The following is a 24,239-nucleotide window of genomic DNA, read 5'->3' on the forward strand; positions in this document are numbered from 1 at the left end:
GTCGTGTCGTTAGGTCAGGCGATGCGGGTGCGGACGGTGCCGACGCCGACGATCTCGCCTTCGAGTACGTCGCCCTTGTTCACCGCGGCGACGCCTTCCGGCGTGCCCGTGAAGATCAGGTCGCCCGGCTTCAGTTCGACGAGGCCGGAGAGATAGGCGATCGTCTCCTCGACATTCCAGATCTGCTTGGCGAGGTCGGATGTCTGGCGCACGACGCCGTTGACGGTGAGCTCGATCTTGCCGGCGCTGGGATGGCCGGCATGGCTCGCCGGTACGATCTCGCCGATCGGGCCCGAGAGGTCGAAGCCCTTGGCCATGTCCCAGGGGCGCCCGGCCTTCTTGGCGACGTTCTGCAGGTCGCGGCGGGTCATGTCGAGGCCGGCGGCATAGCCGTAGACATGGGCCAGCGCCTCGGATTCGGGGATGTCCTTGCCGCCGGTGCCGATGGCGACGACGAGCTCCATCTCGTGGTGGAGGTCCTTCGTCTTGCTCGGATAGGGCATGTCGGCGCCGTTGATCAGCAGCGCGTCGGCCGGCTTGGTGAAGAAGAACGGGTCCTCGCGATCGGGATCATGACCCATCTCGCGGGCATGTTCGGCGTAGTTGCGGCCGACGCAAAAGATGCGGCGCACGGGGAAGGAGCCGCCGCCCGCGACCGGGACGGCCGTCACGGCCGGCGGGTCGATCACAAAATTGCTCATCCTGCTGCTCCCTTGATCACAAGCTTGCGCCGTTCATGGGCGAGCGGCGCCCGGACCGCAAGCGGCTTGCGGCGGCGGCGGGCCTGCACGGGAGGCATTGCGGCACGCTTTTCGCAGGCGCGGCACGGGTTGTGCGGCGCGTCGTTGCAAGTGGGACGATTTGCTCCTTACATTACCCCGCCGGGGGAACCGGCGAGCCTATGGAAGGAACGGCATGTGAGTACGGGAACCGTGAAATGGTTCAACGAGACCAAGGGTTACGGCTTCATCACCCCGGATGGCGGCGGCAATGATGTCTTCGTCCATGTCAGCGCAGTGACGCGCGCTGGTCTGCGCGGTCTGAACGAAGGGCAGAAGGTCAGCTACGATCTCGAGCCCGATCGCAAGACCGGCAAGAATTCGGCCGTGAACCTGCAGACGACCTGAGCGCGTCTATGCGTTCTGCGGGAAGGCGGTGGCGGCGTCTTTCCCGAGCCTAGGCGGACCGCTCTCGGTCCAGGTCGGACCGAAGCGGATTCCAGGCATACCCGTCGCCGCAGGCGGCGGTGCGAAGGTGAAAGCATCGGGCCGCAAAGTGGATCCCACTTTTCGGAAAAACCCGATGCGATGACAATGGCCTAAGGGCTTTCTCAGACCCGGCCCGGCGCCGGATGGAACAGCCGGCCTCGCTCCACGATCAGCACGACGACGAGCGCCGCGATGCCGCAGAGCGCGAAGCCCAGCGTCAGCGGCACGACCGTGCCGTTGAAATGCTGGCCGATATAGAAGCCGAGCAGCGCGCCGATCACCGTGGTGACGAAGCCCTGCACCGAGGAGGCCGTGCCGGCGACATGGCCGAGCGGCTCCATCGCCATCGCCCCGAAATTGGGGCCGATCAGCCCGAAGCAGAACATCGCCCCGCCCTGCAGGATCGCGAAGCTCCAGAGCGATTCATGGCCGGCCAGCGCCACCAGCGCATGGATGCCGGTCAGCGCGATATAGCCGAGCAGCGCGCCATGCGAGACGCGGCGCATCCCGAGCTTGCCGACGATGCGCGAATTCAGCAGCGAGGACGCCGCCATGAACATCGCGATCAAGGCGAAGATGGTGGTGAACAGCTCCGGCGCGTGGAAGACGTCGACGAAGACCTGCTGTGCCGAGTTGATGAAGCCGAAGAGGCCGCCGAGCACGAAGGCCATGGCCAGCATGTAGCCGACGCCGATGCGGCTGGTCAGGGTCGTCCGGAAGGAGGCGAGCACGCTCGCCGGCTCGATCGGCTTGCGGTCCTCGGGATGCTGGGTCTCGGGCAGTTTCAGCAGGACCCAGACCATCACGACAGCGCCGAAGCTGGTCAGCACGCCAAAAATCCAGCGCCAGGGCGCGACCCAGAGGATCGCCTGGCCGATCGAGGGCGCCAGGATCGGCACGGCCAGGAAGACGATCATGGCGAGCGACATGACGCGCGCCATCTCGCGGCCGGAATAGCAGTCGCGCACGATCGAGACGACGAGCACGCGCGTCGCGGCGGCGCCGATGCCCTGCACCACGCGCGCTGCCATCATCGCCTCGAACGAACCGGCGAAGGCAGCGGCGATGCTGGCGACGACATAGATCGAAAGGCCCGTGAGCAGCACCGGGCGCCGGCCGAAACGATCCGAGATCGTGCCGTAGAAGATCTGCGAGACGCCGAAGCCGAGCAGATAGGCCGTGATGATCCATTGCCGCTGGTTGGCCTCGGCGATGCCGAGCGCCTCGGCCATCTGCGGCAGGGCCGGCAGCATCGAATCGATGGCGAGCGCGTTCGTCGCCATCAAGGCGGCGGTCAGGCCGACGAAGGGGTAGAAGCCCATGCCGTGGCGCGGCCGGGCAAGGGCGGACATGTCGTTCATGGCGATCGCGAAGCTTGCTGCTAGACCCGGCGGCTGCGGTCATGCGGCAGCGGCGGGCAAAATTCTGCCCGCAGCATTAGCCCCGCCGGGTCCGCCGGGCAACCGGTCCAATCGGCCATGCGCCATGCGCCATGCGCCGGGCGCGTTCACCCTTGCTTCTGCATCTCGGCCATCAGCGCATCGTCGATCTCGGCGGCGCGCCGAGCCGCCGGCCGCGCGGAGATGCGGGCGCCATAGGCCTCGAAAGCCGGCCGCTTCTCGATCGTGCCGAATTGCAGCCCCCACAGGACCTGCGAGCCGACATAGACGTCGGCGGCGCTGAAACGGTCGCCGGTCAGGTACTCGCCGCGGGTCACCGCGTATTCGAGCGTGTCCATCGTATCGGCATAGGTGCCGTAGCCGATGGCTCGCGCCCGGTCGGGCGGCACTTCCAGGCCGAAGGCCTTGCTGGCGACGGCGGCCTCGACCGGGCCGGCGGCGAAGAACATCCAGCGATAATAGGGGCCGCGCGACCGGCTGTTCGGCGCGGGCGCGAGCCCAGCCTGCGGGAAGGCATCGGCCATATAGGCGCAGATCGCGGCGCATTCCGTGATGACCGTATCGCCATGGACCAGCGTCGGCACCTTGCCCATCGGGTTCAGCGCCTTGTAGTCCGCGCTCTTCATCGGCGTGCCGAAGCCGACGATCTCGGCCCGGTAGGGCTGGCCGATTTCCTCCATCATCCAGCGGGCGATGCGTCCGCGTGACATCGGGTTGGTGTAAAGGACGAGTTCGTCGGCCATCGTCTTTTGCCTCCGTGATGGTTCGAGGATGCCCTTATCCTGCGGCATCGGCGTGACGCTGTCAGGAGCCCGTCGCCTGACGCGGGCAGCCTGAGCTGTTATCGTCGCGGCGAAACAGGACGGAAACATGAACGAATCAGGCGTGGCGCGCAGCGTTTCCGTCAGCGACGGGCGGATGGCGATCGAGGGTCTGTCGACCCGCTATGTCCAGGATGCGGCGCGGCGCTTCCGGCTGTCGGCTTCGGGCCTGCGTTTCGTCGGCGGCTTCGAAAGCCGCGACGGCCGTCTGGATGAAAGCCGGCGCTTCCTCGCCGAGGCGACGGTTGTCGATGGCGGTTTGCGCCGCGCCGGGCGCGAAGGCGAGGCCGGCACGATCGCCCTGACCTTGCGCCCGCTGTCGCAGGCTGGCGAGCAGCCGCGCCTCCTCCTGATGCTCGGCTGCCGCGACGAAGATGGCGCCTCGCAGCCCTTCGCCGAGGCCTTTCTGGCGCCCGCCGTGTTCGCAGCGCTCGAGGCGGATATGCTCGCGGGCCTGGCGCAGGACATCTCGCTGAGCGCTACGACGAGCCTCTGGATGCGCGAGGAGGATCGCGGGCGCACGCAGGGCGAGCCGCTCGACTGGTATCTCGGCCTCGACGCCGATGGGCGCTCGGCCCAGCCCGCGCGCGGCTTCATCGAGACGATCGAGTGGCGGCCTCGCGAGCTTCCGGTCGCCATCGAGACCGCGCCGATCCCCGATCCCGTGCCGGCTCCCGTCCATGAGACCGAGGATGACTGGCCGGAAACCGCTGCCGAGCAGCTGGGCAAAATCAACTGGAGCTTCCGCCTGCTCCTGCTGATGCTGGCCTTCCTGCTGATCATCGTGGCGATGAAGTAGCGGGCAGCCCTTAAGGCTCGTGGCGACGGATGCGGCGGATCATCTCGTTCAGCGCCAGCAGCACCAGCGCCAGGATGAACGGCAGGATGTAGTAGACCACCCGGAATATCAGCAGCGCGCCCAGCACATGCTCGTAGGGGAAGCGGTTGAGCGCGACGAGCATCGTCGCCTCGAACACGCCGAGCCCGCCCGGCGCATGGCTGGCGATGCCGATCAGGCAGGCGAAGATATAGGCGGCGAGGAAAGTCGGATATTCCAGGCCGTAGCCGCCGGGCAGCAGCACGAAGAGCACGGCGGCGGCCGCGCAGACCTCGCAGGCGCCGAGCGCCATCTGGCCGAGCGTGGTGCCGAGGCCGGGCAGGTGCAGGTTCCAGCCGCGCACCCGGATCGTCCGTTCGTCCGTGGCGATCCAGGCGAGATAGCCGAGGATGCCCAGGCCCACGAGCCCGCCGACGATCTGGACGACCAGCGGCGAGGTCCGCGCCAGCATCGCCACCGCATCGGCCGAATAGATCAGGCTGGCGCAAAGGATGGCGCCGAGCCCGAGCCAGAAGGTGATGCCGGCGATCACCGTCAGGCTCGCCACCTCGGAGGCGCGCACTCCCTTCGGCGAATAGATCCAGTAGCGCACCGTGCCGCCGGTCACGATCGGGAAGCCGAGCGTGAACGAGACGGAATAGCTGGTGAAGGAGGCGAGCGCGGTTGTGCGATAGGGAATCGAGAGGCCGAGCCGGCGCAGTGCCAGCTTGTCGTAACCGGTCAGCAGCAGATAGCTCAGCGCGGTGAAGGCCACGGCGAGGCCGAGCTGGCGCAGGCTGGCATTGGCGAAGGCGCCGGCAAGCTGGCCCGGCTCCATCCCGCTGATGATATGCCAGAGCACGACCAGCGAGGCGCCGAAGATGACGAAGCTCGCCAGCGGGCCGAGCCACCACCAGCGGCTGCGCTTGCGCAGGGGCATTCCTGGCTCATGCGGGCCGAACGACATGCGCTCTCGGGGTTGCGCGGCGCTGCGGGATCGCGGCGGCGCGGTGGCGGGCGGGGCTCGGGTTCAAGCTCCGCCCGACAGATAACGCCTCGGCGGCAATGCACAAGCCGCTGCGACGAATGACGCCGATGAAGGAGGCGACTGGCGCGATGCGCTCACCCCCCGACCATGGCCAGGAGCGTGCGATCGCGGGGGTGGGAACAGCGATGCGGAGCCTTGCGTTTCCAGTTCGAATTCACAGGGGAGTTTTGCCATGCCTCAGGGAGACAAGTCCGCCTACACCGACAAGCAGAAGCGCAAGGCTGAGCATATCGAGGAAAGCTACGAGGAACGTGGCGTTTCGCACGAAGAGGCTGAGCGCCGCGCCTGGGCGACCGTCAACAAGGACAGCGGCGGCGGCAACAAGTCCGGCTCAGGTCGGGGGCAGCCGGACACCGATGAAGCCGCAAAACGGGGTGGCAAATTGGGTGGCGAGACTTCCGCCGCGCGGCCGAAAGCGGCGCGTTCCGCTTCAGCGAAAAAGGCAGCCGAGACGCGCAGGAAGAAGGCATCCTGAGCCGAACGATCCGTCCGGCTCAGGCGTTGTCGGGCAATCAGCCGCCGATATTGAAGGCGGCCAGCGCGGCCATGTTGACGATGTCGGAATCCTTGGCGCCGAGCGGCACGATCTGGATCGGCTTGTCGAGGCCGACGATCAGCGGGCCGATCACGGTCGCGCCGCCAAGCTCCTGCAGCAGCTTGGTCGAGATCGAAGCCGAGTGGAAGGCCGGCATCACCAGCACGTTCGCCGGCCCCGAGAGGCGGCAGAACGGGTACTGGCTCATCACCTCGCGATTGAGCGCGACATCCGCCGCCATCTCGCCGTCATACTCGAAATCGACGCGCTGGCCGTCGAGCAGCGCCACAGCCTCGCGCACCTTCTCGGAACGTTCGCCGGCCGGATGCCCGAAGGTCGAGAAGGCGAGCATCGCGACCTTGGGCTCGTAGCCGAGCCTGCGGGCGACGCCGGCCGCCTCGATCGCGATTTCCGACAATTGCCGCGCGGTCGGCATCTCGGTGATCGCGGTATCCGCCACGAGGACGGTGCGGTCCCGCGAGATCACGACCGAGATGCCGATCACCCGGTGGCCGGGCTTCTCGTCGATGACGCGGCGGACCTCTTCCAGCGCGATCGAGTAGTTGCGGGTGACGCCGGTCACCATCGCATCGGCATCGCCAAGCGCCACCATCGCCGCGGCGAAATGGTTGCGGTCCTGGTTGATCAGGCGCTGGCAGTCGCGGAACAGATAGCCCTGCCGCTGCAGCCGCTCGTAGAGATATTGCGCATAGGCGCTGTTTCGATGCGAGAGCCGGGCATTCTGGATCGAGATGCCCTTGGCTTCGAGATCGACGCCGAGGAAGGTCGCAGCTTCGGTGATGCGGTCCTCGCGGCCGACCAGGATGGCATGGCCGAGCCCCTGCGCGACGAAGGAGGCGGCGGCGCGGATGACCTGCTCCTCCTCGCCCTCGGCGAAGACGACGCGCTTGGGATAGCGCCGGACGCGCTCGAAGATGCGGTTGAGCGTGCCGGCGATCGGGTCGCGCCGGGCCGAGAGCTGCGCCTTGTAGGCGGCGACGTCGACGATCGGCTTGCCGGCGACGCCTGAGTCCATTGCGGCCTTGGCGACGGCCATCGGCACGACATGGATCAGGCGCGGGTCGAAGGGCACCGGGATGATGTAGTCCTTGCCGTAGCGCGGCCGCGAACCCTGATAGGCGGCGGCGACCTCGTCAGGTACGTCCTCACGGGCGAGCATCGCCAGCGACTCGGCCGCGGCGATCTTCATCTCCATGTTGATCGTGGTCGCCCGCACGTCGAGCGCGCCGCGGAAGATGAAGGGGAAGCCCAGCACGTTGTTGACCTGGTTCGGATAGTCCGAGCGGCCGGTCGCCATGATCGCGTCGTCGCGGATGGCATGGACCTCCTCCGGCGTGATCTCCGGATCGGGATTGGCCATGGCGAAGATGATCGGGTTCGGCGCCATCGCGGCGACCATCTCCGGCGTCACCGCGCCCTTCTGCGACAGGCCGAAGAAGGCGTCGGCGCCGTCCAGCGCCTGCGCCAGCGTGCGCCGGTCGGTGACGGCGGCATGGGCCGATTTCCACTGGTTCATGCCCTCGGTGCGGCCCTGGTAGATCACGCCCTTGGTGTCGCAGAGGATGACGTTGTCGGGCTTGAAGCCCATCGCCTTCAGCAGTTCGATGCAGGCGATGGCGGCGGCACCCGCGCCGTTGATGACAAGCCTGGTCGTCTTGATGTCGCGCCCGGTGATGTCCAGCGCGTTGATCAGGCCGGCGGCGGCGATGATCGCGGTGCCGTGCTGGTCGTCATGGAAGACGGGGATGTCCATCAATTCGCGCAGGCGCTGCTCGATGATAAAGCACTCGGGCGCCTTGATATCCTCGAGATTGATGCCGCCGAAGGACGGGCCGAGATAGCGCACGGCGTCGATGAACTTGTCCGGATCCTCGGTATCGACCTCGAGATCGATCGAGTCGACATCGGCGAAGCGCTTGAACAGGACCGACTTGCCCTCCATCACCGGCTTCGAGGCGAGCGCGCCGAGATTGCCGAGGCCGAGGATCGCGGTGCCGTTGGTGATCACGGCGACGAGGTTCGAGCGCGTCGTGTAGTCATAGGCGCGCGACGGGTCCTCCGCGATCGCCAGCACCGGTACGGCGACGCCGGGCGAATAGGCCAGCGAGAGGTCGCGCTGCGTCGCCATCGGCTTGGTCGGCACGATTTCCAGCTTGCCGGGCCGTCCCTGCGAATGGAACAGCAGGGCTTCCTGATCGGTAAAGGTCGGGCGGGCTCTCTTGGTCTTCGGACGGTCGTTCATCGAAGCGTCTTTTCTTGTGCGTTTCCTCGAGGGGTACCGACCATAAGGCGGCGGCGCCCGAGATCACAAGCGGCGAGTGCTTCACAGAACTCTTGTCGTGGCGAAGGGATATCCCGGGCGGGTCAGGTCTGCGAGGCGGTGCGCACGCTGCGCACGAAATCCGCGACATAGCGGTCGAGCGCCTCGGCCTGCTCGTCGACCTTGCGGGCAGCCTCCGCGACATGGATCGCGGCATCGCCGGTGACGCGTGCCTCCGCGCCGACGGCCCCGACATTGGTGGTGACGGTGTCGGCGCTCAGCGCGACGGCCTGCGCATCGGTGGCGATCGTCGAGGCGATGCCGGCCTGGCGGCTGACGACGGCGGCGATCGCGCCCGAGGTCTGCTCGATCGTCGTCATCGTGCCCTCGATATGGGCGACGGCCTCGAAGGCGGCCGCGGCGGCGCCGCGGATATCGGCCAGCGTCGCGGCGATGTCGCGGGTCGCCTTCTGCGTCTGCTCGGCGAGCGTCTTGACCTCGCCGGCCACCACCGCGAAGCCGCGTCCGGCCGCCCCGGCGCGGGCCGCCTCGATCGTCGCGTTGAGGGCGAGCAGGTTGGTGCGGGCCGCGATCTCCTCGATGAAGTCGAGCACGGCGCGGACCTTGTCGGCGGCTTCCGTCAGCCCGGCGACGTCGCTGCGCGTGCTGCGGACATAGGATGCGGCGGCGCGCACGGTGTCGTCAGCATGGCTGGTCTGCTGGGTGAGTTCGCGGATCGAGGCCTCGATCTCTTCGGCCGCGATCGCGACGCTGCCGATCCGGCGCGAGGCGCTGCCGGCCTCCTGCGTCACGCTTTCGGCGCGCTGAGTCGTCTTGTTGGCGTTCTCGACCATCTGGCCGGCAGCATCGTGCATGCCGCGCAGCGAGGCGCCGACATCGCGGAGCGCCTTGCCGACGGTTCGCTCCAGATCACCGGCCAGCGCGTCGAGGGTCGTCTTGCGCAGCGTCTCGATCTCGCCGCGGCGGGTTTCCAGCGTCTTCTCGGCTGTCACGTCGAGCAGGATGCCGTCCCAGACCAGCGTTCCGTCACGCAGGCGCCGCTTGGTCGATTCACTGCGCAGCCAGACGATACCGCCGTCGGGCGCGTGATAGCGTCCCTCGAAGCGCCAGAGCGTCTCGGTGTCCTGCTGGTCGCGGCGCTGCTGCTCGAAGCGGGCGCGATCCTCCGGCACGAGTTTTCCAAGCCAGATCTCCGGGTCGCGTTCAACCTCTTCCCTGGTGATGCCGAGCAGCCTGTCGATGGCGAAGGAGGCGAACTGATAGGTCAGCGTGCCGTCCGGTCGCACGATGCGCTGGTAGAGCGTGCCGGGCGCGCGATCGATCAGCGTGCGCAGCCGATAGGCCGTTTCCCGTCTTTCGCTGTCGTTGATGACGATGATGCCGGTCAGGAAGATGCCGATCGTTCCGACCAGGATCATCACCGGCACGGCTTCGCGCAGGAAGCGCTCGCCGGCCGCGCCGGGGATGAAGCCCACCGAGGCGATCAGGATGAGGGCGTCGATGGCGCTCAGCGCGGCGAGATCACCGATGCCGAGCGGCCGGCGGCGGCGCGCCAGCCACAGGGCATAGGCGATGCCGATCGCGGCGCGGGCGAGGATGCCGGTGATGCCCGTCACCATGCCGACGCCGCCGCTGAGATAACGCATTACGACGAGCGGCGCAGCCGTCAGGACGGAGGCGATCGGTCCGCCGACCGGGCCGGCGAGGATCGCGAAGCTGTTCCGCGAATCGACGACGAGGCCGGGCATGATCTCGAAGGGGTTGCCCATGCTGACGAGGGCGCCGGCCGCGAACAGCACGCCGACAATGACCTGACGCAGCCAGGAGCGGTCATTGAGCCGAGGCGTCGCGACGGTCAGCAGCAGTCCCGCCAGCAGCAGGAAGAACAGGCTCTCGGCGAGATTGATCAGCAGCAATGTGGAGGCCCTGGCCCGATTCGGCGCCCGAATATTGCTTTCAATTGTTGAAAGCCGTCCTAACGGATGGCCTTGCCCGGGCATTTTGCTAGCGTGCCGCGCAATGCGCCAGAATTCCTCTTCCGAACCCGCCCGTCCCGCGCCCCCGGCTGCGGCCGCCGACCGCGTCACGCCGATGATGGCGCAGTACGTCGAGATCAAGGCCGCCAACCCGGACTGCCTGCTCTTCTATCGGATGGGCGATTTCTACGAATTGTTCTTCACCGACGCGGAGATCGCCTCGCGCACCCTCGGCATCGTGCTGACCAAGCGCGGCAAGCACCAGGGCGACGACATCCCGATGTGCGGCGTGCCGGTGGAGCGTGCCGACGACTATCTCCAGCGCCTGATCGCCGCCGGCCATCGCGTCGCCGTCTGCGAGCAGACCGAAGATCCGGCCGAGGCCAGGAAGCGCGGCAACAAGTCGGTGGTGAAGCGCGACGTGGTGCGCCTCGTCACGCCGGGCACCATCACCGAGGAGCGCCTGCTCGAACCCGGCCGCGCCAGCCTGCTGGTCGCCGTCGCGCGCCGCAAGACCGGAGAATCGGCCTCCCTCTACGGGCTCGCGGCGATCGACATCTCGACCGGCCGCTTCACCGTGATGGAGACGCCGCAGGAACGGCTCGCCATCGAATTCTCGCGCCTGGAGCCGCGCGAGATCGTCTGCCCGGACGCGATCCATGACGATCCCGAGCTCAAGGAATTCTGGCGCGAGATCGCGGTTCCGGTGACGCCGCTCGCCCGTGACGGACTCGACGCGGCCTCGGCCGAGCGGCGCCTGAAGGAATTCTTCGGCGTCGCCACGCTCGATGCCTTCGGTGCCTTCACGCGGGCCGAGATCGCCGCGGCCGGTGCGGCGCTCGCCTATGTCGAGCGCACCCAGCTCGGCGCCCGCCCGCCGCTCTCGGCCCCGGTGCGCGATGCCGGCTCGGCGACGATGCTGATCGACGCGGCGACGCGCGCGAATCTCGAACTGACGCGCACCCTCAGTGGCGAGCGCCAGGGCAGCCTGCTCGCCACCATCGACCGCACGGTGACGCCGGGCGGAGCGCGCCTCTTGGCCGAACGCCTCGCCGGCCCGCTGACCGACTCCGCCGCCATCGCGGCGCGCCATGATGCGGTCGAGCTGCTCGTCGCGGATGCCGGCTTGCGCGAGGATCTGCGTTCCGCCCTGGAGAAGGTGCCGGATGTCGCCCGCGCGCTGGCGCGCCTCTCGCTCGACCGGGGCGGCCCGCGCGATCTCGCGGCGCTCGGTGCCGGGCTCGATGCGGCCCGCGCGATCGCGGCGCTGCTCGTCCGGCGAGGCGAGCTTCCGGTCGAGCTGGCCCGCGCCATGCGAGCGTTGGGCGAGAGCGATCCCGATCTGCCGGTGCGCCTCAATGCGACGCTGGCCGACGAATTGCCGCTCAACCGCCGCGACGGCCGTTTCGTGCGCGAGGGATTCGATCCCGCGCTCGACGAATTGCGCCTGCTCCAGATCGACTCGCGCAAGGTCATCGCCCAGTTGCAGGCGCGTTACGCCGCCGAGACCAACTGCCGGACGCTGCGCATCAAGCACAACGCCATGCTCGGCTATTTCGTCGAGGTGCCGCAGGCAGCCGGCGAGGAGTTCCTCCGCGATCCCTGGCGCGCGACCTTCGTGCATCGCCAGACCATGTCCGACGCGATGCGCTTTTCCTCGGTCGAGCTCGGCGAGCTCGAAGCCAAGATCGCCTCCGCCGCCGACCGGGCGCTGAAGCTCGAACTCGCGATCTTCGCCGCGCTCTGCGAGGCCGTGCTCGCCCAGGCCGAACCGATCAAGGCCGCGGCGCTGGCGCTGGCCGAGCTCGATGTCGCTGCGGCGCTGGCCGATCTCGCCACCCGCGAGGGCTGGAGCCGCCCGCAGGTCGATGACGGCGTTGCCTTCACCATCGAGCGCGGCCGCCATCCCGTGGTCGAGGCCGCGCTGAAGCGGGACGGGAAACCCTTCGTCGCCAACGACACCGAATTGTCGCCGCCGGGCGGCGAGGCCAAGGGCGGGCGCATCTGTCTGATCACCGGCCCGAACATGGCGGGTAAATCGACCTTCCTGCGCCAGAACGCCCTGATCGCGGTGCTCGCCCAGATGGGCTCCTTCGTGCCGGCGACCTCCGCGCATATCGGCATCGTCGACCGGCTGTTCTCGCGCGTCGGCGCCGCCGACGACCTCGCGCGCGGGCGATCGACCTTCATGGTCGAGATGGTCGAGACGGCGGCGATCCTGAACCAGGCCGGCCCGCGCGCGCTGGTCATCCTCGACGAGATCGGGCGCGGCACCGCGACCTTCGACGGCCTTTCGATCGCCTGGGCTGCGATCGAGCACCTCCACGAGATCAACCGCTGCCGCAGCCTGTTCGCGACCCACTATCACGAGCTGACGGCGCTCGGAGACCGGCTCGACCGCGTCGCCAACGCCACCGTGCGCGTCACCGAATGGAAGGGCGAGGTCGTCTTCCTGCACGAGGTCGTGCCGGGCGCGGCCGACCGCTCCTACGGCATCCAGGTCGCCAAGCTCGCTGGCCTCCCGCCGGCCGTGGTCGAGCGTGCGCGCGCCATCCTCGGCGAACTGGAGAAGACCGAGCGCGAGAAGCCGGTGGCTTCGCTGGTCGACGACCTCCCGCTCTTCGCCGTGCCGCAGCGCCGGCCAGCGCCGGTCGCTGTCGAAGGCGAGCCGGACGGTTTACGTGAGGCTCTGGCCGGTATCGACCCGGACGAGATGACTCCGCGCGAGGCGCTGGAAGCGCTCTACCGCCTGAAGGGGTTGGGCTGAGTTAGTCCAGTCGCTTGATCCTGGTGATCTCGCCGAAGCTCTTGGCGCGGATGCGGTCTCGCGCCTCGCGCAGCGGCTCGCGGTAGACGCTCATCACATGCCCGCTGGCGTGGAGCAGCGTGTCGGGGGCGGTCAGGATGCCGACATGGCCCTTCCAGAAGATCAGGTCTCCACGCTGGAGTCCCGATAGATCCTCGCGCAGTTCGACCGGGCGGCCGAGCGTCGCTTCCATCATGTCGGAATCGCGCGGCGCGGAAATCCCGGCCACCGCGAGGCTGAGCTGCGTCAGCCCCGAGCAGTCGAGCCCGAGGCTGGTCTTGCCGCCCCAGAGGTAGGGTACGCCGACGAAGCGCTCGGCGACCCCGACGAAATCCGGCTCCGACTGGTCGAGCGGCGCGAGATGGGCGGCGAAGACATGGCCGCCATCGGCCAGAACCGCGAAATCGCCCTTGCTTTCGACCACGGCGACATTGGCGCCGAGCGAGAGCGCGGTGAGCGGCGGCAGTTTGATCGAGGGGCCGGGATAGACGAAGGTCCGCAAGCCAGCGACGCGATGCGTGGGCGCCGGCTGGTCCGGGCGCAAGGCATCGTCGGGGATGTAGCCGACATAGCCGTCACGGGCGAGCTGCGCCCAGGCCCAGCCCTCCTCGCGCTCATAGACCTCAACCAGTTCGCCTGCGAGCGCCTCGGTATCGAGCGCGGCATCGGGGCGCGGTTCACGCCGTACTGGGGCGGAGGCCGCGACGATGCGCATCGGTTGCGGATCGGCGAAGCGGGCGGCCTCGACCTGGCCCGTCAGCGCGCGCGCTGCGAGATCGGGGCGGAAGGCATGGATACGGCGGTCGAGAATCGCGGTCATGGCGGCAATCTAGCGTGGCGGGAGACGGTTCGGGAGGGGCCTCAGCTTCCGCCGATCTCCCTGGCATGCTCTGTCACCAGATCGGCCAGGCGCTCGACGGCGAGCGCCCCGGCGACGGTGCGCTGGATCACGACATTGCGGCGGTCGGCCTCGTCGCGTTTGCGTGTCAGCAGGCCGAGCTTGCCGAGCGTATCGAGGGCGCGGGTGATCACCGGCTTGGTCACGCCGAGCTGCTGGGCGAGCCCCCGCACCGTATGCGGCGGCAATTCGAGGTAGACGGTGAGCAGGATCGCGGTCTGGCGGGCCGAGAGATCGGCATCATGATCCCGCACCAGATCGAGATGCACCTGCCGCCACAGCTTGAGCGCCTGCGAAGGCCTGATCTCCAGGGGCATGAACGGGTCCAGATCGTTACGGACCCGTATCATTATCCCGGCGGGGCTGCCGCGCAATCGCCTTTGCTGATCAGCCTTAACCGCGCGGATGAAGCATCGGCCCGAAAAGTGGAGACCGGTTTTCGGACCAGCCGATGCGGGATCAAAAACGCTGTTTCACCAGCGCATGGATCAGCCGCGCGCCCTGGCATTCGCCGCCCTCCGGCCGCCCCGGCTTGGCCGAGGGATTCCAAGCATAGATGTCGAAATGGACATAGGATTGCGTCTTCTCGACGAAGCGGTTGAGGAACAGGGCTGCCGTGACCGAGCCGGCCATACCGCCAGTGGAGATATGGTTGACGTCGGCGATCTTGGAATCGAGCAGGCCGTCATAGGGCGGCCAGAGCGGCAGCCGCCAGACCGGGTCGTTCACGGCCATGCCGAGCCGCGCGATCTCGGCGGCGAGGCCCTCGTCATGCGTGTAGAACGGCGGCAGGTCCGGGCCGAGCGCGGTCCGCGCGGCGCCGGTCAGCGTCGCGAAATCGACGAGCAGCTCGGGTGCCTCCTCGTCGGCCAGCGCCAGCGCATCGGCCAGGATCAGCCGGCCTTCGGCATCGGTGTTGCCGATCTCGACCGAGAGGCCCTTGCGGCTCGCCAGCACGTCGCCGGGCCGGAAGGCGTTGCCGGACACGGAATTCTCGACGGCCGGCACCAGCAGCCGCAGCCGCACGGGCAGCTTCGCCAGCATGATCATCCGCGCCGCCGCGATCGCCGCCGCCGCGCCGCCCATGTCCTTCTTCATCAGCAGCATCGAGGCGTCGGGCTTGAGGTTGAGCCCGCCCGTGTCGAAGGCGACCCCCTTGCCGACGAGCGTGACCTTGGGATGGGCAGGGTCGCCCCAGACCAGGTCGACGAGCCGCGGCGCACGCGTTGAGGCGCGGCCGACGGCATGGATCATCGGGAAGTTGCGGGCGATCAGGTCGTCGCCGACGATGCTGGCGACCGTCGCGCCGCATTCGGCCGCGAGTCCGCGGATCGCCGCTTCGATTTCGCCCGGCCCGAGTTCGTTGGCCGGCGTGTTGACGAGGTCGCGCGCCAGCATCGCGGATTCGGCGATCAGGCTGATTTCCTCGCCGTCGACGCCGTCGGGTACGACCAGCCGGGCGCGGGCCGGGTTCGGCTTGCGGTAGCGATCGAAGCGATAGCCCTGCAGCAGCCAGCCCAGCGTCGCCAGTGCCGGATCGTCGATAGCGCCGGACAGCGTGTAGTCGCCGGCCGGCAGCAATGCGGCGAGGCGGCCCGGCGCGAACGGATCGGGTCGGCGCCCGGTGGTGTCGACGCCGAACAGGACGGTCGCGATGGCCCCTTGCGGATCCGGCAGCAGGCAATGCTGGCCGGCACGGCCGGCGAAACCCTGGGCGAGGGCAAAGCTGCGGTTGGCCGGCGATAACTGGTCCAGAAGGGCGGGCCATGTGCCGGTCGAGACGGCGTGAACGGGAATGCCTGCGGCGGTCGAGGTCAGGAGGCTGTGCACGAGCGGTGTTCGATTTCGAGCGGGAGCATCGGGGCGGCGATTAAGAATGCATTAGGGTTAACGCTTTATCACCGGATCGACCAGACAAACCCATCCAGACGACCCGTGTTCGGGAGGCGATCCGGCCCATGTCTTCTTTAGCCCGGCCCCATTCCTCAGTCCGCCTTGCAGCCTCGATGCAGCCCCTGTCCGCTCCCGTGGCCCATCGCGGCTCGCGGGCCGGCCTCGGCCTCGCGGTCTGCCTTGCGGCGCTCGTCCTGGCGGGCTGCCAGGGGCGCGGCGGCCCGGGCGACATCACCGGCTCGATCGGCCGCAGCCAGGCGAGCCAGCCGCGTACGGCGGCGGGCTGGCAGGCCGACCGGGAGACCTGGGCGAAGCGCTACGACGCCAATCCGAAGGACCGGGACGCCGCCTTCTACTATGCGCGCGCGCTGCGCAGCCTCGACCAGAACGCACAGGCCCTGGCCGTGCTTCAGGGCGCCGTCCTGATCCACCAGAACGATCGCGAGCTTCTTGGCGCCTATGGCCGTTCGCTCGCCGATAACGGGCGCCTGCGGGAGGCGGACGACGTTCTCTCGCGGGCGCATTCGCCCGAGCGCCCCGACTGGCGCATCCTGTCGGCGCAAGGCACGGTCGCCGATCAGCTGGGCGATCACACCCGTGCCCAGCAGATCTACCAGTCCGCGCTGAAGCTCGCTCCCAACGAGCCGACGATCATGTCGAACTACGGGCTGTCGCTCGCCCTCTCGCGCAATCTGCCGGAGGCCGAGCGCATCCTCGCCGAGGCCGCGGCCTCCGAGCGCGCCGATGCCCGCGTCCGTCAGAACCTCGTCCTGGTCCTCGGCCTGCAGGGCCGCTTCGGGGAGGCGGAGACCTGGGCGCGGCGCGACCAGAGCCCGGCCGAAGCCGCCCAGACGATCGCCTATCTCAAGCGCAGCGTCAGCCAGCGCAACAGCTGGGAGATGCTGAAGGGCAGCAAGAATGGCCAGTCCCAGTCGGGCCAGGCCCAGTCGCCCGCCAGGCAGCCGCCGCCGGCGCGGGGAGCGGGTTCCCCGCCGGCCGCAACTCCGTCCGCCTGAACTGCCATTTCCAGGGATCGGCGGGTTCAAAAAAGCCCGGCGCTGGTATCCGGGCCGTCTCGAAGACGCTGTCGAGACATGCTGGAAGTGGCGACCGGAGCTTGGTGCGGCACCGAGCAGCGCTGCGAACGGTTGTTGCCCAGACGGCGGGTCTTTAAGGAAACAGGGCTGCCCGCGCCATAAGCAGACGCAGTTCTTCCGCACGCGTGCAGGGCCCTCCGTACCAGCGGCGACGACAATTGCTGGAAGTCAGAGCATCGTTTTGGTGCACCGTGCGCATTCGCGTCACCAGCGCAGGAAACGTGGCAGGATGAGCGCGCCGAACGTGGTCATGATCGCGGTCGCGATCGTGTACCAGGTCGCCAGGAAGGGCGCGGTATCGTCCGGGCAGTGCAGGCTGTAGGCGATCGTGGCGAGCCCGGCGGAGGCGAGGCCGGCGCAGGCCCCCGTCAAGGCGCTGTCGACCGGTGCGCCGCGGCGAGCCAGCAGCAGAAGCACGACGAGCGGAAGCAGCGCGTAGAGCGGTACCGCAATGAGGCAGGCTCGCCAGTAGCGGCCGAAGATCAAGGCATGCCATTGCTCGGCCGGCGCCTGCGCCAGCGTCAGGAGGGCCCAGCCAGCAGCAGCCAGCAGCGGGAGCGCAACGAGCGGCAGGTGCCGCGCCGGCTTCAGGCCGGGCCGCAGGCTGCTCTGGAACAGCACGAGCGCAATGGCCGCGACGCTGGCGCCGAATGCGGCCTTGGCGATGACCGGCAGCGTCGTCCAGGCGCTTGCGAGGTCGGGCCTGGTTCCGAGCGTCAGCAGGACAAGCCCGGCGGTTGCCGCGAGCGCCGCGAATGCCGAGAGCCAGGTCGTGCGGCGCAGCCAGCCGCTATCCACCGGCCGGCTGTCCATGCTCATCAGGGAGATCAAATCGTCGGTCTGCATGTCCGATCTTCGAAGATGGTCCGGTTCAAGGGGAGTTCGCGCGGAGCCGGCGAAAGGTTACGGCGCGTCGATGCCTGATGCACATCGTCATGGTTGTTTCCTCCGTTTCGAGAGGAATTGTGCCATGGCCTGAAGGCCGCGATGGATCGCGACCTTGGCCGCCGTTTCCGTCATCCCGGCAGCGGTGGCGGCGTCGGCGACGCTGGTGCCCTGGAGCTTGACCTGATCGATCAGGCGCCGTGTGCGCTCCGGCAGAGCTTCCATCGCGCGTGCCAGATCGAGCCTTGCGTCGACCGCGGCACTCTCCGGAGGGCCTGCGAGCTGATGGGCTTCGTCCTCGAGCGGCAGGGCTCCGACATGGCGGCCGGAGCGGCGCAGATGATCGACCAGCTTGTAGCGCGCGATCGCATGCGCCCAGGCCGTCACCGGGCTCGCGGCGTCGTAGGTGTGGCACGACAGGTGCAGCGCCAGCAGGGTTTCCTGCAGCACGTCCTCGGCCTCGCTCGCCTCGCTCCGACCGGCACGGGCGAGCATCTGGCGGAGATAGCCGCGCAGCCGCAGGCTGATCGTGTCGAGGAACAGGCGATAGGCCGCGGCATCGCCGGCAAGGGCCGCGAGGAAGATCGGTCGGAGCTGGGTTTCGAGCTCTTGCAGCGACACGTCTTGCGCTTGTTCGCAGGGGGATTCGCAACGCAAGTCCGTTGCATGGCCGGGGCCGGCTCACAAGCCCGCGATGGCCGGGTGAAGCGCCGGCGCGCTCCGGCTACGCTCGCGCGCAAGGGCAGGCTTCAGCGAAGCAGCGGAGAGATCGCAAATGGCATCGAGGCTAGGGCTCGTCGGTGCGCTGGCCGGCTTCGTCCTGATGGCGTCGGCCGCTGCGCAGACGCTCGCCCCTGTCCAGTCCCACGATGCCTGCCCTGCGGATGCAGGCTGCAGCGTGGCGAGCGGCCGTTATCGCATCGTGCTGCCGCCGCAGGCGTCGGCAGGGCGGAAGGTCGGCGCGATCATGTACTTCCACGGCTATCAGGGTTCGGCCGAGGAGGTGATCGCCGATGCCGGCCTCGTCGCTGTTACCCGACGTCTTGGCGTCGCGCTGATCGCGCCCGACGGCGCCGGGCGCTCATGGTCCTATCCTGGCTCGCCTGCCCGTCATCGCGATGAGTTCGTCTTCGTCGGACAGGTGCTCGACGATGTCGCCGCGCGCTTTCCCATCGATGCCGGCCGCATCCTTGCGAGCGGCTTTTCGCAGGGCGGTTCGATGGTCTGGTATCTCGGCTGCCGGATGCCCGGGCGCTTTGCTGCCTTCGCGCCGATCGCGGGTGCTTTCTGGGAGCCGGTGCCGGAAAGCTGCGCAGGTCCGCGCCCGCCGCTGATCCATGTCCATGGCATGAGCGACACGACCGTGCCGCTCGCCGGCCGCACCCTGCGGCAGGGCTCCCGGCAGGCCGATGTCTTCAAGAGCCTCGCGGTCTTCGCGCCGGGCGGCTGTACCGCAGGCTGGGCGGAAGCTGCCCGCGCCGCTCTCAAGCCGGAAGACTTGACCTGCCGCGTCGCGACCGGTTGTGGCAGCCCGGCGCGGCTGGAGCTCTGCCTGCATGGCGGTGGCCATGTCGCAGACGCTGCCTGGGTCGAACGCGCCTGGCGCCTGACGATGCGGCCGCCTGCCTCGGCTGCCGGTCTCACGTCTCCGTGATCGTGTAACCAAACCGGGCTCCCGCGCGATCTCTCCCGCAGAGCCGCTTTTGCGGCAAGGCGGAGAGAGACGATGCGTCACGAACGGATAGCGGCCGTGGAGTCGACTGGAGCCGATCCGGAAGAATTCGTGACCGGTGCCGATCTCCTGGCGGCCCGGTTGGCGGCGGCCGGCGCGACCCATGCCTTCGGCATCCCAGGCGGCGAAGTGCTGGCGCTGGTCGATGCGCTCGAACGCGCTGGAATCCGCTTCCAGCTCGCGCGGCACGAGAACGCGGCCGGCTTCATGGCGGAAGGGCTTTGGCATGCGACCGGCGCGCTGCCCGTGCTGGTCGCGACGCTAGGTCCTGGCGTCGCCAATGCGGTCAATGTCGTCGCCAATGCCCAGCAGGACCGCGTGCCCCTGATCGTCGTGACCGGCTGCGTCGACCAGGCTCTGGCCGAGAGCTACACGCATCAGGTCTTCGATCATCAGGCCGTGCTGCGCCCGCTGGTGAAGGCGAGCTTCCGTATCGCGCCGGGCACCGAGGACCTTGTCGTGGCCAAGGCCGTCGCCATAGCCCGGCGCGGGCGGCCGGGACCGGTCCATATCGACCTGCCGATCTCGGTCGCGGAAGCCCGTACCATCAGGCGTACGGCGCCAGCCGTGCTCTTCGTGGCGCCTTCCGTCCCGGCCGATCTTCGGCCTGCGCAAGCGCTGATCGCCACCGCGCAGCGCCCTCTGGTGATCGCGGGACTCGATCTTGTCGGCCAGGACGGCGCAGCGGTTGCGCTCGACGAGTTCCTGACCCGCACCGGCGCGCCGCTGCTCACCACCTACAAGGCCAAGGGACTGGTGCCGGAGGATGACCCGCGCGTGATCGGGGCCGTCGGCCTTTCGCCCAGGGCCGACGCAATCGTCCGCCCACTGATCGAGGCCGCCGACCTGATCGTGCTCGCCGGCTATGACCCGATCGAGATGCGCCAGGGCTGGCGAAACCCCTGGCCGGCCGGCACGCCCGTTATCGATATCGTTGCGGAGCCGATCCAGCACGGCATGCATCATTCCAGCCTGTTGCTCGAAGGCGATGTCGGCATGACGCTGACGAGGCTCTCGGAAGAGCGGGTGGCGAAGGCAAGCTGGCCGGACGATGAGCCTGCCGCGATCCGTAGGGCCTTCCGCGCCGCCTTCGCCGCTCCCGACGGATGGGGGCCGCATGCGGTCTTCGAGACGCTGCGCCGGGCCGCGCCGGCCGGCATCATCGCGACCGCCGATTCCGGGGCGCACCGCATCCTGCTCAGCCAGATGTGGGGCTGCGACGGCCCGCGCCGCCTGCTGCAATCGAGCGGATTCTGCACCATGGGCTGCGCCCTGCCGCTGGCGATAGGCGCGGCGCGGGGCTCCGGCCGGCCGATATTGTGCTTCGTCGGGGATGCCGGGCTCGAAATGGTGCTGGGCGAGCTGGCGACGCTGCGCGATCTCGGCCTGCCGGTGATCGTCGTCGCGCTCGTCGATCGGGCGCTCGGGCTGATCGCGCTGAAGCAGCGCCAGCTCGGCCTGGTCCGCGCCGGCGTCGATATCGGCGAGACCGATTTCGCCGCCATCGCCCGCGCAATGGGCGGGCACGGCGCCACGATCGACGACCGCGAATCGCTGGCGCGCGAGGCGGAGGCGGCCTTCCGCCGCGATCGCTTCACTGTGCTCGCCTGCCGCATCGACGCTTCCAGCTACGAGGGAGCGTTCTGATGGCCGCAGCCTCCACCGCTCCCGCGAAGCGGCCTCGCGACGAGCGACTCGACCTCTTTCGCGGCTTGACCATGCTGATCATCTTCGTCGCGCATCTGCCGGAGAACAGCTGGAACGGCTGGATTCCCGCGCGCTTCGGCTTTTCCTCCGGCGCGGAGCTCTTCGTCTTCTGCTCCGGCATCGCTAGCGCGCTCGCCTTCGGCAGCGTCTTCACGCGTCGCGGGTGGCGGCTGGGTACGGCGCGCATCGCCTACAGGATCTGGCAGGTCTACTGGGCGCAGATCGGCCTCGTGCTGGCGCTGATCGCGCTCGCCGCCGCGCTGGACCGGTTCCTCGGCCTCGCCGTGGTCGCGCAGCAGTTCCAGCCGCTGCTCGCCGATCCCGAGAACGCTCTGCTCGGCCTTGCCACGCTGTCCTGGCAGCCGGACTATCTCGACATCCTGCCGATGTATCTCGTCATCCTGGCGCTCGTGCCCGTGATGATGCTCGGGCGTCGGCTCCATGCCGCCCTGCCGCTCCTGATCGCGGCAACCCTCTATGCCGCGGTTTGGGCGACCGGCCTCAATCTTTCCGGCAACCCGTGGAACGGCGCCGGCTGGTTCCTCAATCCGTTCGCCTGGCAGTTCATCTTCTTCATCGGCTTCTTCATCGCCATGAAATGGCTGCCGATGCCCCCGCTTGGTGACCGGCGATTGATGCTGGCGGCCGCGCTCTTCCTCCTGCTTTCGGTGCCGCTGTCCTTCTGGGGCGTCCTGGAACACTGGCCGTTGGCGCAAGCGGCTCGCGATCTCGTCATCCCGGCCAGCGAGAAGAGCGACCTGCATATCCTGCGCGTGCTGCATTTCCTGGCGCTGGCTTATCTCGTGCTGAGCCTGATCGAGCCCTGGCGGGACCGGCTCGATCGCGGCGCAGGCCATCTGCTCATCCTGATCGGGCGGCAGTCGCTCGCGTGTTTCCTGGCGAGCGTCGTGCTGGCGCGGCTGCTGGGCACGATCGCTGATATGGCCGGGCGCAGCGAGCCTATCGTGGCGGCGCTCAATCTCACTGGCTTCGCGCTGATCCTCGTCACCGCGCTCGTGGTCGGCTGGTTCAAGAGCGCGCCATGGGCCGGCCCGGGGCGCAGGCCACTCGCCGGGCCGCTGAGCGAACCGGCCGCGCAGGCCCCGCTGACAACACGGGTCCGTGAAGCGAGTTGAACGCCGCTTGATCGCGCCGTTGCGAACTCCCTGACGAGCGCCCTTCACCGGCGCGGCAATGGAGCAGCCCATGTCTTATGCCGTTCATCACGACCTCTCCGGCGATCGCATCACCGTCTTCAACGACGCCGCGCGCCTCGCCTGGAACGACATGCTCGAAGCGCTGATGGCCCATGCCGCCGCGACGCCCGAGCATCTCGCCCGGGCGCTCGCAGCCGACCCGGATTTCGCGCTGGCCCATGCCGCCAAGGGGCTGATGCTGCTCTCGCTGGCCCGTGCCGAGCTTGTCGCTCCGGCCCGCGAGTGCCTGCTCAGAGCGCGCGCGGCGGCGCTGTTGCGGCCGGTGACGCGGCGCGAAACGATGATCGTCGAGGCCCTGGCGTTCTGGCTCGACGATCAGCCGCGCCGGGCGGCCGAACGGCTGGAGGCGATCCTCCTCGCCCATCCCTTCGACGTTCTGGCGCTCAAGCTCTCGCATGGGCTGCGCTTCATGCTCGGCGACCAGGGCGAGATGCTCGCGACGCTCAACCGTTTCGCGCCAGGCTTCGGCGAGAGCCATCCGCTCGCCGGCTTCGTCCATGGCTGCCATGCCTTCGCGCTGGAGGAGCGCGGCTTCTATGCGCAGGCCGAGCGTATCGGTCGTCGTGCCGTCGCCTTGAGCCCGCGCGACGCCTGGGGCCGCCACGCCGTCGCCCATGTGCTGGAGATGACGGGGCGCACCGACGAGGGCATCGTCTGGCTCGGCGACGGGCGCGAGGTTGCCCACGCCAACAACCTGCGCTTCCACATCTTCTGGCATCTCGCGCTGTTCCGTCTGGAACGCGGCGAGACCGCCGAGGTGCTGCGGCTCTATGACGAGGAGATCCGGGCCGAGCCGACCGACGATTACCGCGACATCGCCAACGGCGCCTCGCTGCTCGCCCGGCTCGACTATGCCGGCGTCGATATCGGCGATCGCTGGGAAGAATTGGCTGCCAAGGCCGAGGGGCGCATCCATGACGGCCGTCTCGTCTTTGCCGATCTGCACTACGCGCTGTCCCTGCTCGGCGCCGGCCATGCCAACGGGGCCGAGAGCATCGCCCGCAGCCTGATCGAGGATGCGGAAGCGCATCCCAGCAGCGAGCGGCGCGATGCTGCCCGTCATGGCGGGCTGGCTGCCTTCGGGCTGATCGCCTTCCATGAGGGCGATTATGACGAGGCCGTCCGTCTGCTCGGCTCAGCCCGCAACGGCTTGATCGCGATCGGCGGCAGCCATGCCCAGCGTGACCTGTTCGAGCAGGCCTATGCCGAGAGCCTGATCCGCGCCGACGAGCACGAGCGTGCCGCCGAAATCCTCACTGAGCGCCTCAGGCGCCGCGGCGGCTCCAATCTCTTCGCCGCCCGCCGCTTGGCGCAGTTGCACGGCAGCAGAGCCGGGCGGCTCGCAGGCCTCGCCATCGCTTCCACCCCGCTTGCCATCGCCCACTGACACCGGAAAGGCCCCCTGCCATGACCACCACGACCATGACTCGCAGCTTCGCGCTGCCCTCGACCCGCACCGTCATCAACCTGGCTCTCGGCGGCTTTGCCGGCCTCGGCTTCTGGGAACTGTTCTCGGCCGTACCGACCGCCTGGTTCGCCGAATTTCCGCTGGAACCGCCGGAGCTGGTGAAGTCGCTCTTCTATCATCAGCTCGGCCTGACGATCTCGACGCCGACCGCCAAGCTGCTGCACTTCGTCACCGGCTTCCTGTTCTATCCGCTCGGCTACTGGATCCTGACGCGCCGGGTGAAGAGCTTCGGCATGCCGGCCGATGGCTGGATCTGGGGCGTGATCACCTACTTCATCGCGCTCGCCTTCTTCGCGCCGCTCGCCGGGCAGCATTTCCTGCTGAACGACGTGCCGCGCCTCTCCTTCATGAGCCTCATCGGCCACGCGCTCTACGGCTATCTCGCGGCCTATGTCTTCGAGGCTCTGGAAGCGCGCGAGAGGTGACGCC

Annotated in this window: 21 protein-coding genes; 10 read left to right on the forward strand and 11 right to left on the reverse strand. The window is 68.6% G+C overall.

The window, feature by feature from the left end; genetic code table 11:
* Positions 1-14: 14 nt before the first annotated feature.
* On the reverse strand, positions 15-701 hold the full coding sequence (locus FHT98_RS13800; protein WP_061971663.1) for a fumarylacetoacetate hydrolase family protein: 687 nt from the start codon (positions 699-701) through the stop codon (positions 15-17).
* Between the two features lie 216 nt (positions 702-917).
* Between FHT98_RS13800 and FHT98_RS13805 the strand changes: the two genes are divergently transcribed.
* Positions 918-1,127, forward strand: a complete 210-nt coding sequence (locus FHT98_RS13805) for a cold-shock protein (protein WP_061971665.1) — start codon at positions 918-920, stop codon at positions 1,125-1,127.
* A gap of 203 nt (positions 1,128-1,330) precedes the next feature.
* Here the strand turns inward: FHT98_RS13805 and FHT98_RS13810 are convergent, their stop codons facing one another.
* Both FHT98_RS13810 and FHT98_RS13815 read right to left on the reverse strand, forming a co-directional pair.
* Complete coding sequence (locus tag FHT98_RS13810; RefSeq protein ID WP_248309217.1) at positions 1,331-2,569, reverse strand: multidrug effflux MFS transporter; 1,239 nt, start codon at positions 2,567-2,569, stop codon at positions 1,331-1,333.
* Between the two features lie 146 nt (positions 2,570-2,715).
* Positions 2,716-3,351 carry a glutathione S-transferase family protein gene (locus tag FHT98_RS13815; protein WP_142114385.1) on the reverse strand — a complete coding sequence of 212 codons (636 nt, stop codon included), beginning with the start codon at positions 3,349-3,351 and terminating at the stop codon, positions 2,716-2,718.
* Between the two features lie 127 nt (positions 3,352-3,478).
* On the opposite strand from FHT98_RS13815, the gene FHT98_RS13820 reads away from it, so the two are divergent.
* Positions 3,479-4,228 (forward strand): hypothetical protein, encoded by a 750-nt coding sequence (locus FHT98_RS13820; RefSeq protein WP_142114386.1) that lies wholly within the window; start codon positions 3,479-3,481, stop codon positions 4,226-4,228.
* A gap of 10 nt (positions 4,229-4,238) precedes the next feature.
* On the opposite strand, the gene FHT98_RS13825 is transcribed toward FHT98_RS13820, so the two are convergent.
* On the reverse strand, positions 4,239-5,186 hold the full coding sequence (locus FHT98_RS13825; RefSeq protein ID WP_061971670.1) for a lysylphosphatidylglycerol synthase domain-containing protein: 948 nt from the start codon (positions 5,184-5,186) through the stop codon (positions 4,239-4,241).
* Between the two features lie 280 nt (positions 5,187-5,466).
* Here FHT98_RS13825 and FHT98_RS13830 point away from each other — a divergent pair, with 280 nt between their 5' ends.
* Positions 5,467-5,769, forward strand: coding sequence for a plasmid stabilization protein (locus tag FHT98_RS13830; protein ID WP_142114387.1), 303 nt, complete (start codon positions 5,467-5,469; stop codon positions 5,767-5,769).
* A 37-nt stretch (positions 5,770-5,806) separates the two neighbouring features.
* On the opposite strand, the gene FHT98_RS13835 is transcribed toward FHT98_RS13830, so the two are convergent.
* Entirely contained in the window at positions 5,807-8,092 is a 2,286-nt protein-coding gene (locus FHT98_RS13835) for an NADP-dependent malic enzyme (protein WP_113586349.1), read from the reverse strand.
* 122 nt (positions 8,093-8,214) lie between these two features.
* Positions 8,215-10,047 carry a methyl-accepting chemotaxis protein gene (locus FHT98_RS13840; RefSeq protein ID WP_185745158.1) on the reverse strand — a complete coding sequence of 611 codons (1,833 nt, stop codon included), beginning with the start codon at positions 10,045-10,047 and terminating at the stop codon, positions 8,215-8,217.
* A gap of 103 nt (positions 10,048-10,150) precedes the next feature.
* On the opposite strand from FHT98_RS13840, the gene mutS reads away from it, so the two are divergent.
* Positions 10,151-12,874, forward strand: a complete 2,724-nt coding sequence (gene mutS, locus FHT98_RS13845; protein WP_142114389.1) for a DNA mismatch repair protein MutS — start codon at positions 10,151-10,153, stop codon at positions 12,872-12,874.
* A gap of 1 nt (position 12,875) precedes the next feature.
* Here the strand turns inward: mutS and FHT98_RS13850 are convergent, their stop codons facing one another.
* The 3 genes from FHT98_RS13850 to FHT98_RS13860 form a co-directional block, all read right to left on the reverse strand.
* On the reverse strand, positions 12,876-13,733 hold the full coding sequence (locus tag FHT98_RS13850) for a C40 family peptidase (RefSeq protein ID WP_142114390.1): 858 nt from the start codon (positions 13,731-13,733) through the stop codon (positions 12,876-12,878).
* A gap of 41 nt (positions 13,734-13,774) precedes the next feature.
* Entirely contained in the window at positions 13,775-14,128 is a 354-nt protein-coding gene (locus tag FHT98_RS13855) for a MarR family winged helix-turn-helix transcriptional regulator (RefSeq protein ID WP_091857277.1), read from the reverse strand.
* A 142-nt stretch (positions 14,129-14,270) separates the two neighbouring features.
* Complete coding sequence (locus FHT98_RS13860) at positions 14,271-15,641, reverse strand: leucyl aminopeptidase family protein (protein WP_248309218.1); 1,371 nt, start codon at positions 15,639-15,641, stop codon at positions 14,271-14,273.
* 176 nt (positions 15,642-15,817) lie between these two features.
* Here FHT98_RS13860 and FHT98_RS13865 point away from each other — a divergent pair, with 176 nt between their 5' ends.
* Positions 15,818-16,720: a tetratricopeptide repeat protein gene (locus tag FHT98_RS13865; RefSeq protein ID WP_142114391.1), complete on the forward strand. Its 903-nt coding sequence runs from the start codon at positions 15,818-15,820 to the stop codon at positions 16,718-16,720.
* A gap of 285 nt (positions 16,721-17,005) precedes the next feature.
* On the opposite strand, the gene FHT98_RS13870 is transcribed toward FHT98_RS13865, so the two are convergent.
* Positions 17,006-17,647, reverse strand: a complete 642-nt coding sequence (locus tag FHT98_RS13870) for an NrsF family protein (protein WP_142114392.1) — start codon at positions 17,645-17,647, stop codon at positions 17,006-17,008.
* Positions 17,648-17,734: 87 nt separating this feature from the next.
* Entirely contained in the window at positions 17,735-18,307 is a 573-nt protein-coding gene (locus tag FHT98_RS13875; protein ID WP_248309219.1) for a sigma-70 family RNA polymerase sigma factor, read from the reverse strand.
* A gap of 154 nt (positions 18,308-18,461) precedes the next feature.
* Between FHT98_RS13875 and FHT98_RS13880 the strand changes: the two genes are divergently transcribed.
* From FHT98_RS13880 to FHT98_RS13900, 5 genes are all read left to right on the forward strand, one after another.
* Entirely contained in the window at positions 18,462-19,340 is an 879-nt protein-coding gene (locus FHT98_RS13880) for a CE1 family esterase (protein WP_142114393.1), read from the forward strand.
* Between the two features lie 96 nt (positions 19,341-19,436).
* Positions 19,437-21,065 (forward strand): thiamine pyrophosphate-binding protein, encoded by a 1,629-nt coding sequence (locus tag FHT98_RS13885; RefSeq protein ID WP_248309220.1) that lies wholly within the window; start codon positions 19,437-19,439, stop codon positions 21,063-21,065.
* Entirely contained in the window at positions 21,065-22,261 is a 1,197-nt protein-coding gene (locus tag FHT98_RS13890) for an OpgC family protein (RefSeq protein ID WP_142114394.1), read from the forward strand. The genes FHT98_RS13885 and FHT98_RS13890 overlap by 1 nt, the downstream gene beginning before the upstream one ends.
* Before the next feature lie 70 nt (positions 22,262-22,331).
* Positions 22,332-23,729, forward strand: a complete 1,398-nt coding sequence (locus tag FHT98_RS13895; protein WP_142114395.1) for a tetratricopeptide repeat protein — start codon at positions 22,332-22,334, stop codon at positions 23,727-23,729.
* Between the two features lie 20 nt (positions 23,730-23,749).
* Positions 23,750-24,235: a DUF6789 family protein gene (locus tag FHT98_RS13900; protein WP_142114396.1), complete on the forward strand. Its 486-nt coding sequence runs from the start codon at positions 23,750-23,752 to the stop codon at positions 24,233-24,235.
* Positions 24,236-24,239: the final 4 nt, after the last annotated feature.

It is taken from the genome of Allobosea sp. AK1, assembly GCF_006714945.1.
In the GTDB taxonomy this organism is placed as follows: Bacteria; Pseudomonadota; Alphaproteobacteria; order Rhizobiales; family Beijerinckiaceae; genus Allobosea; species Allobosea robiniae.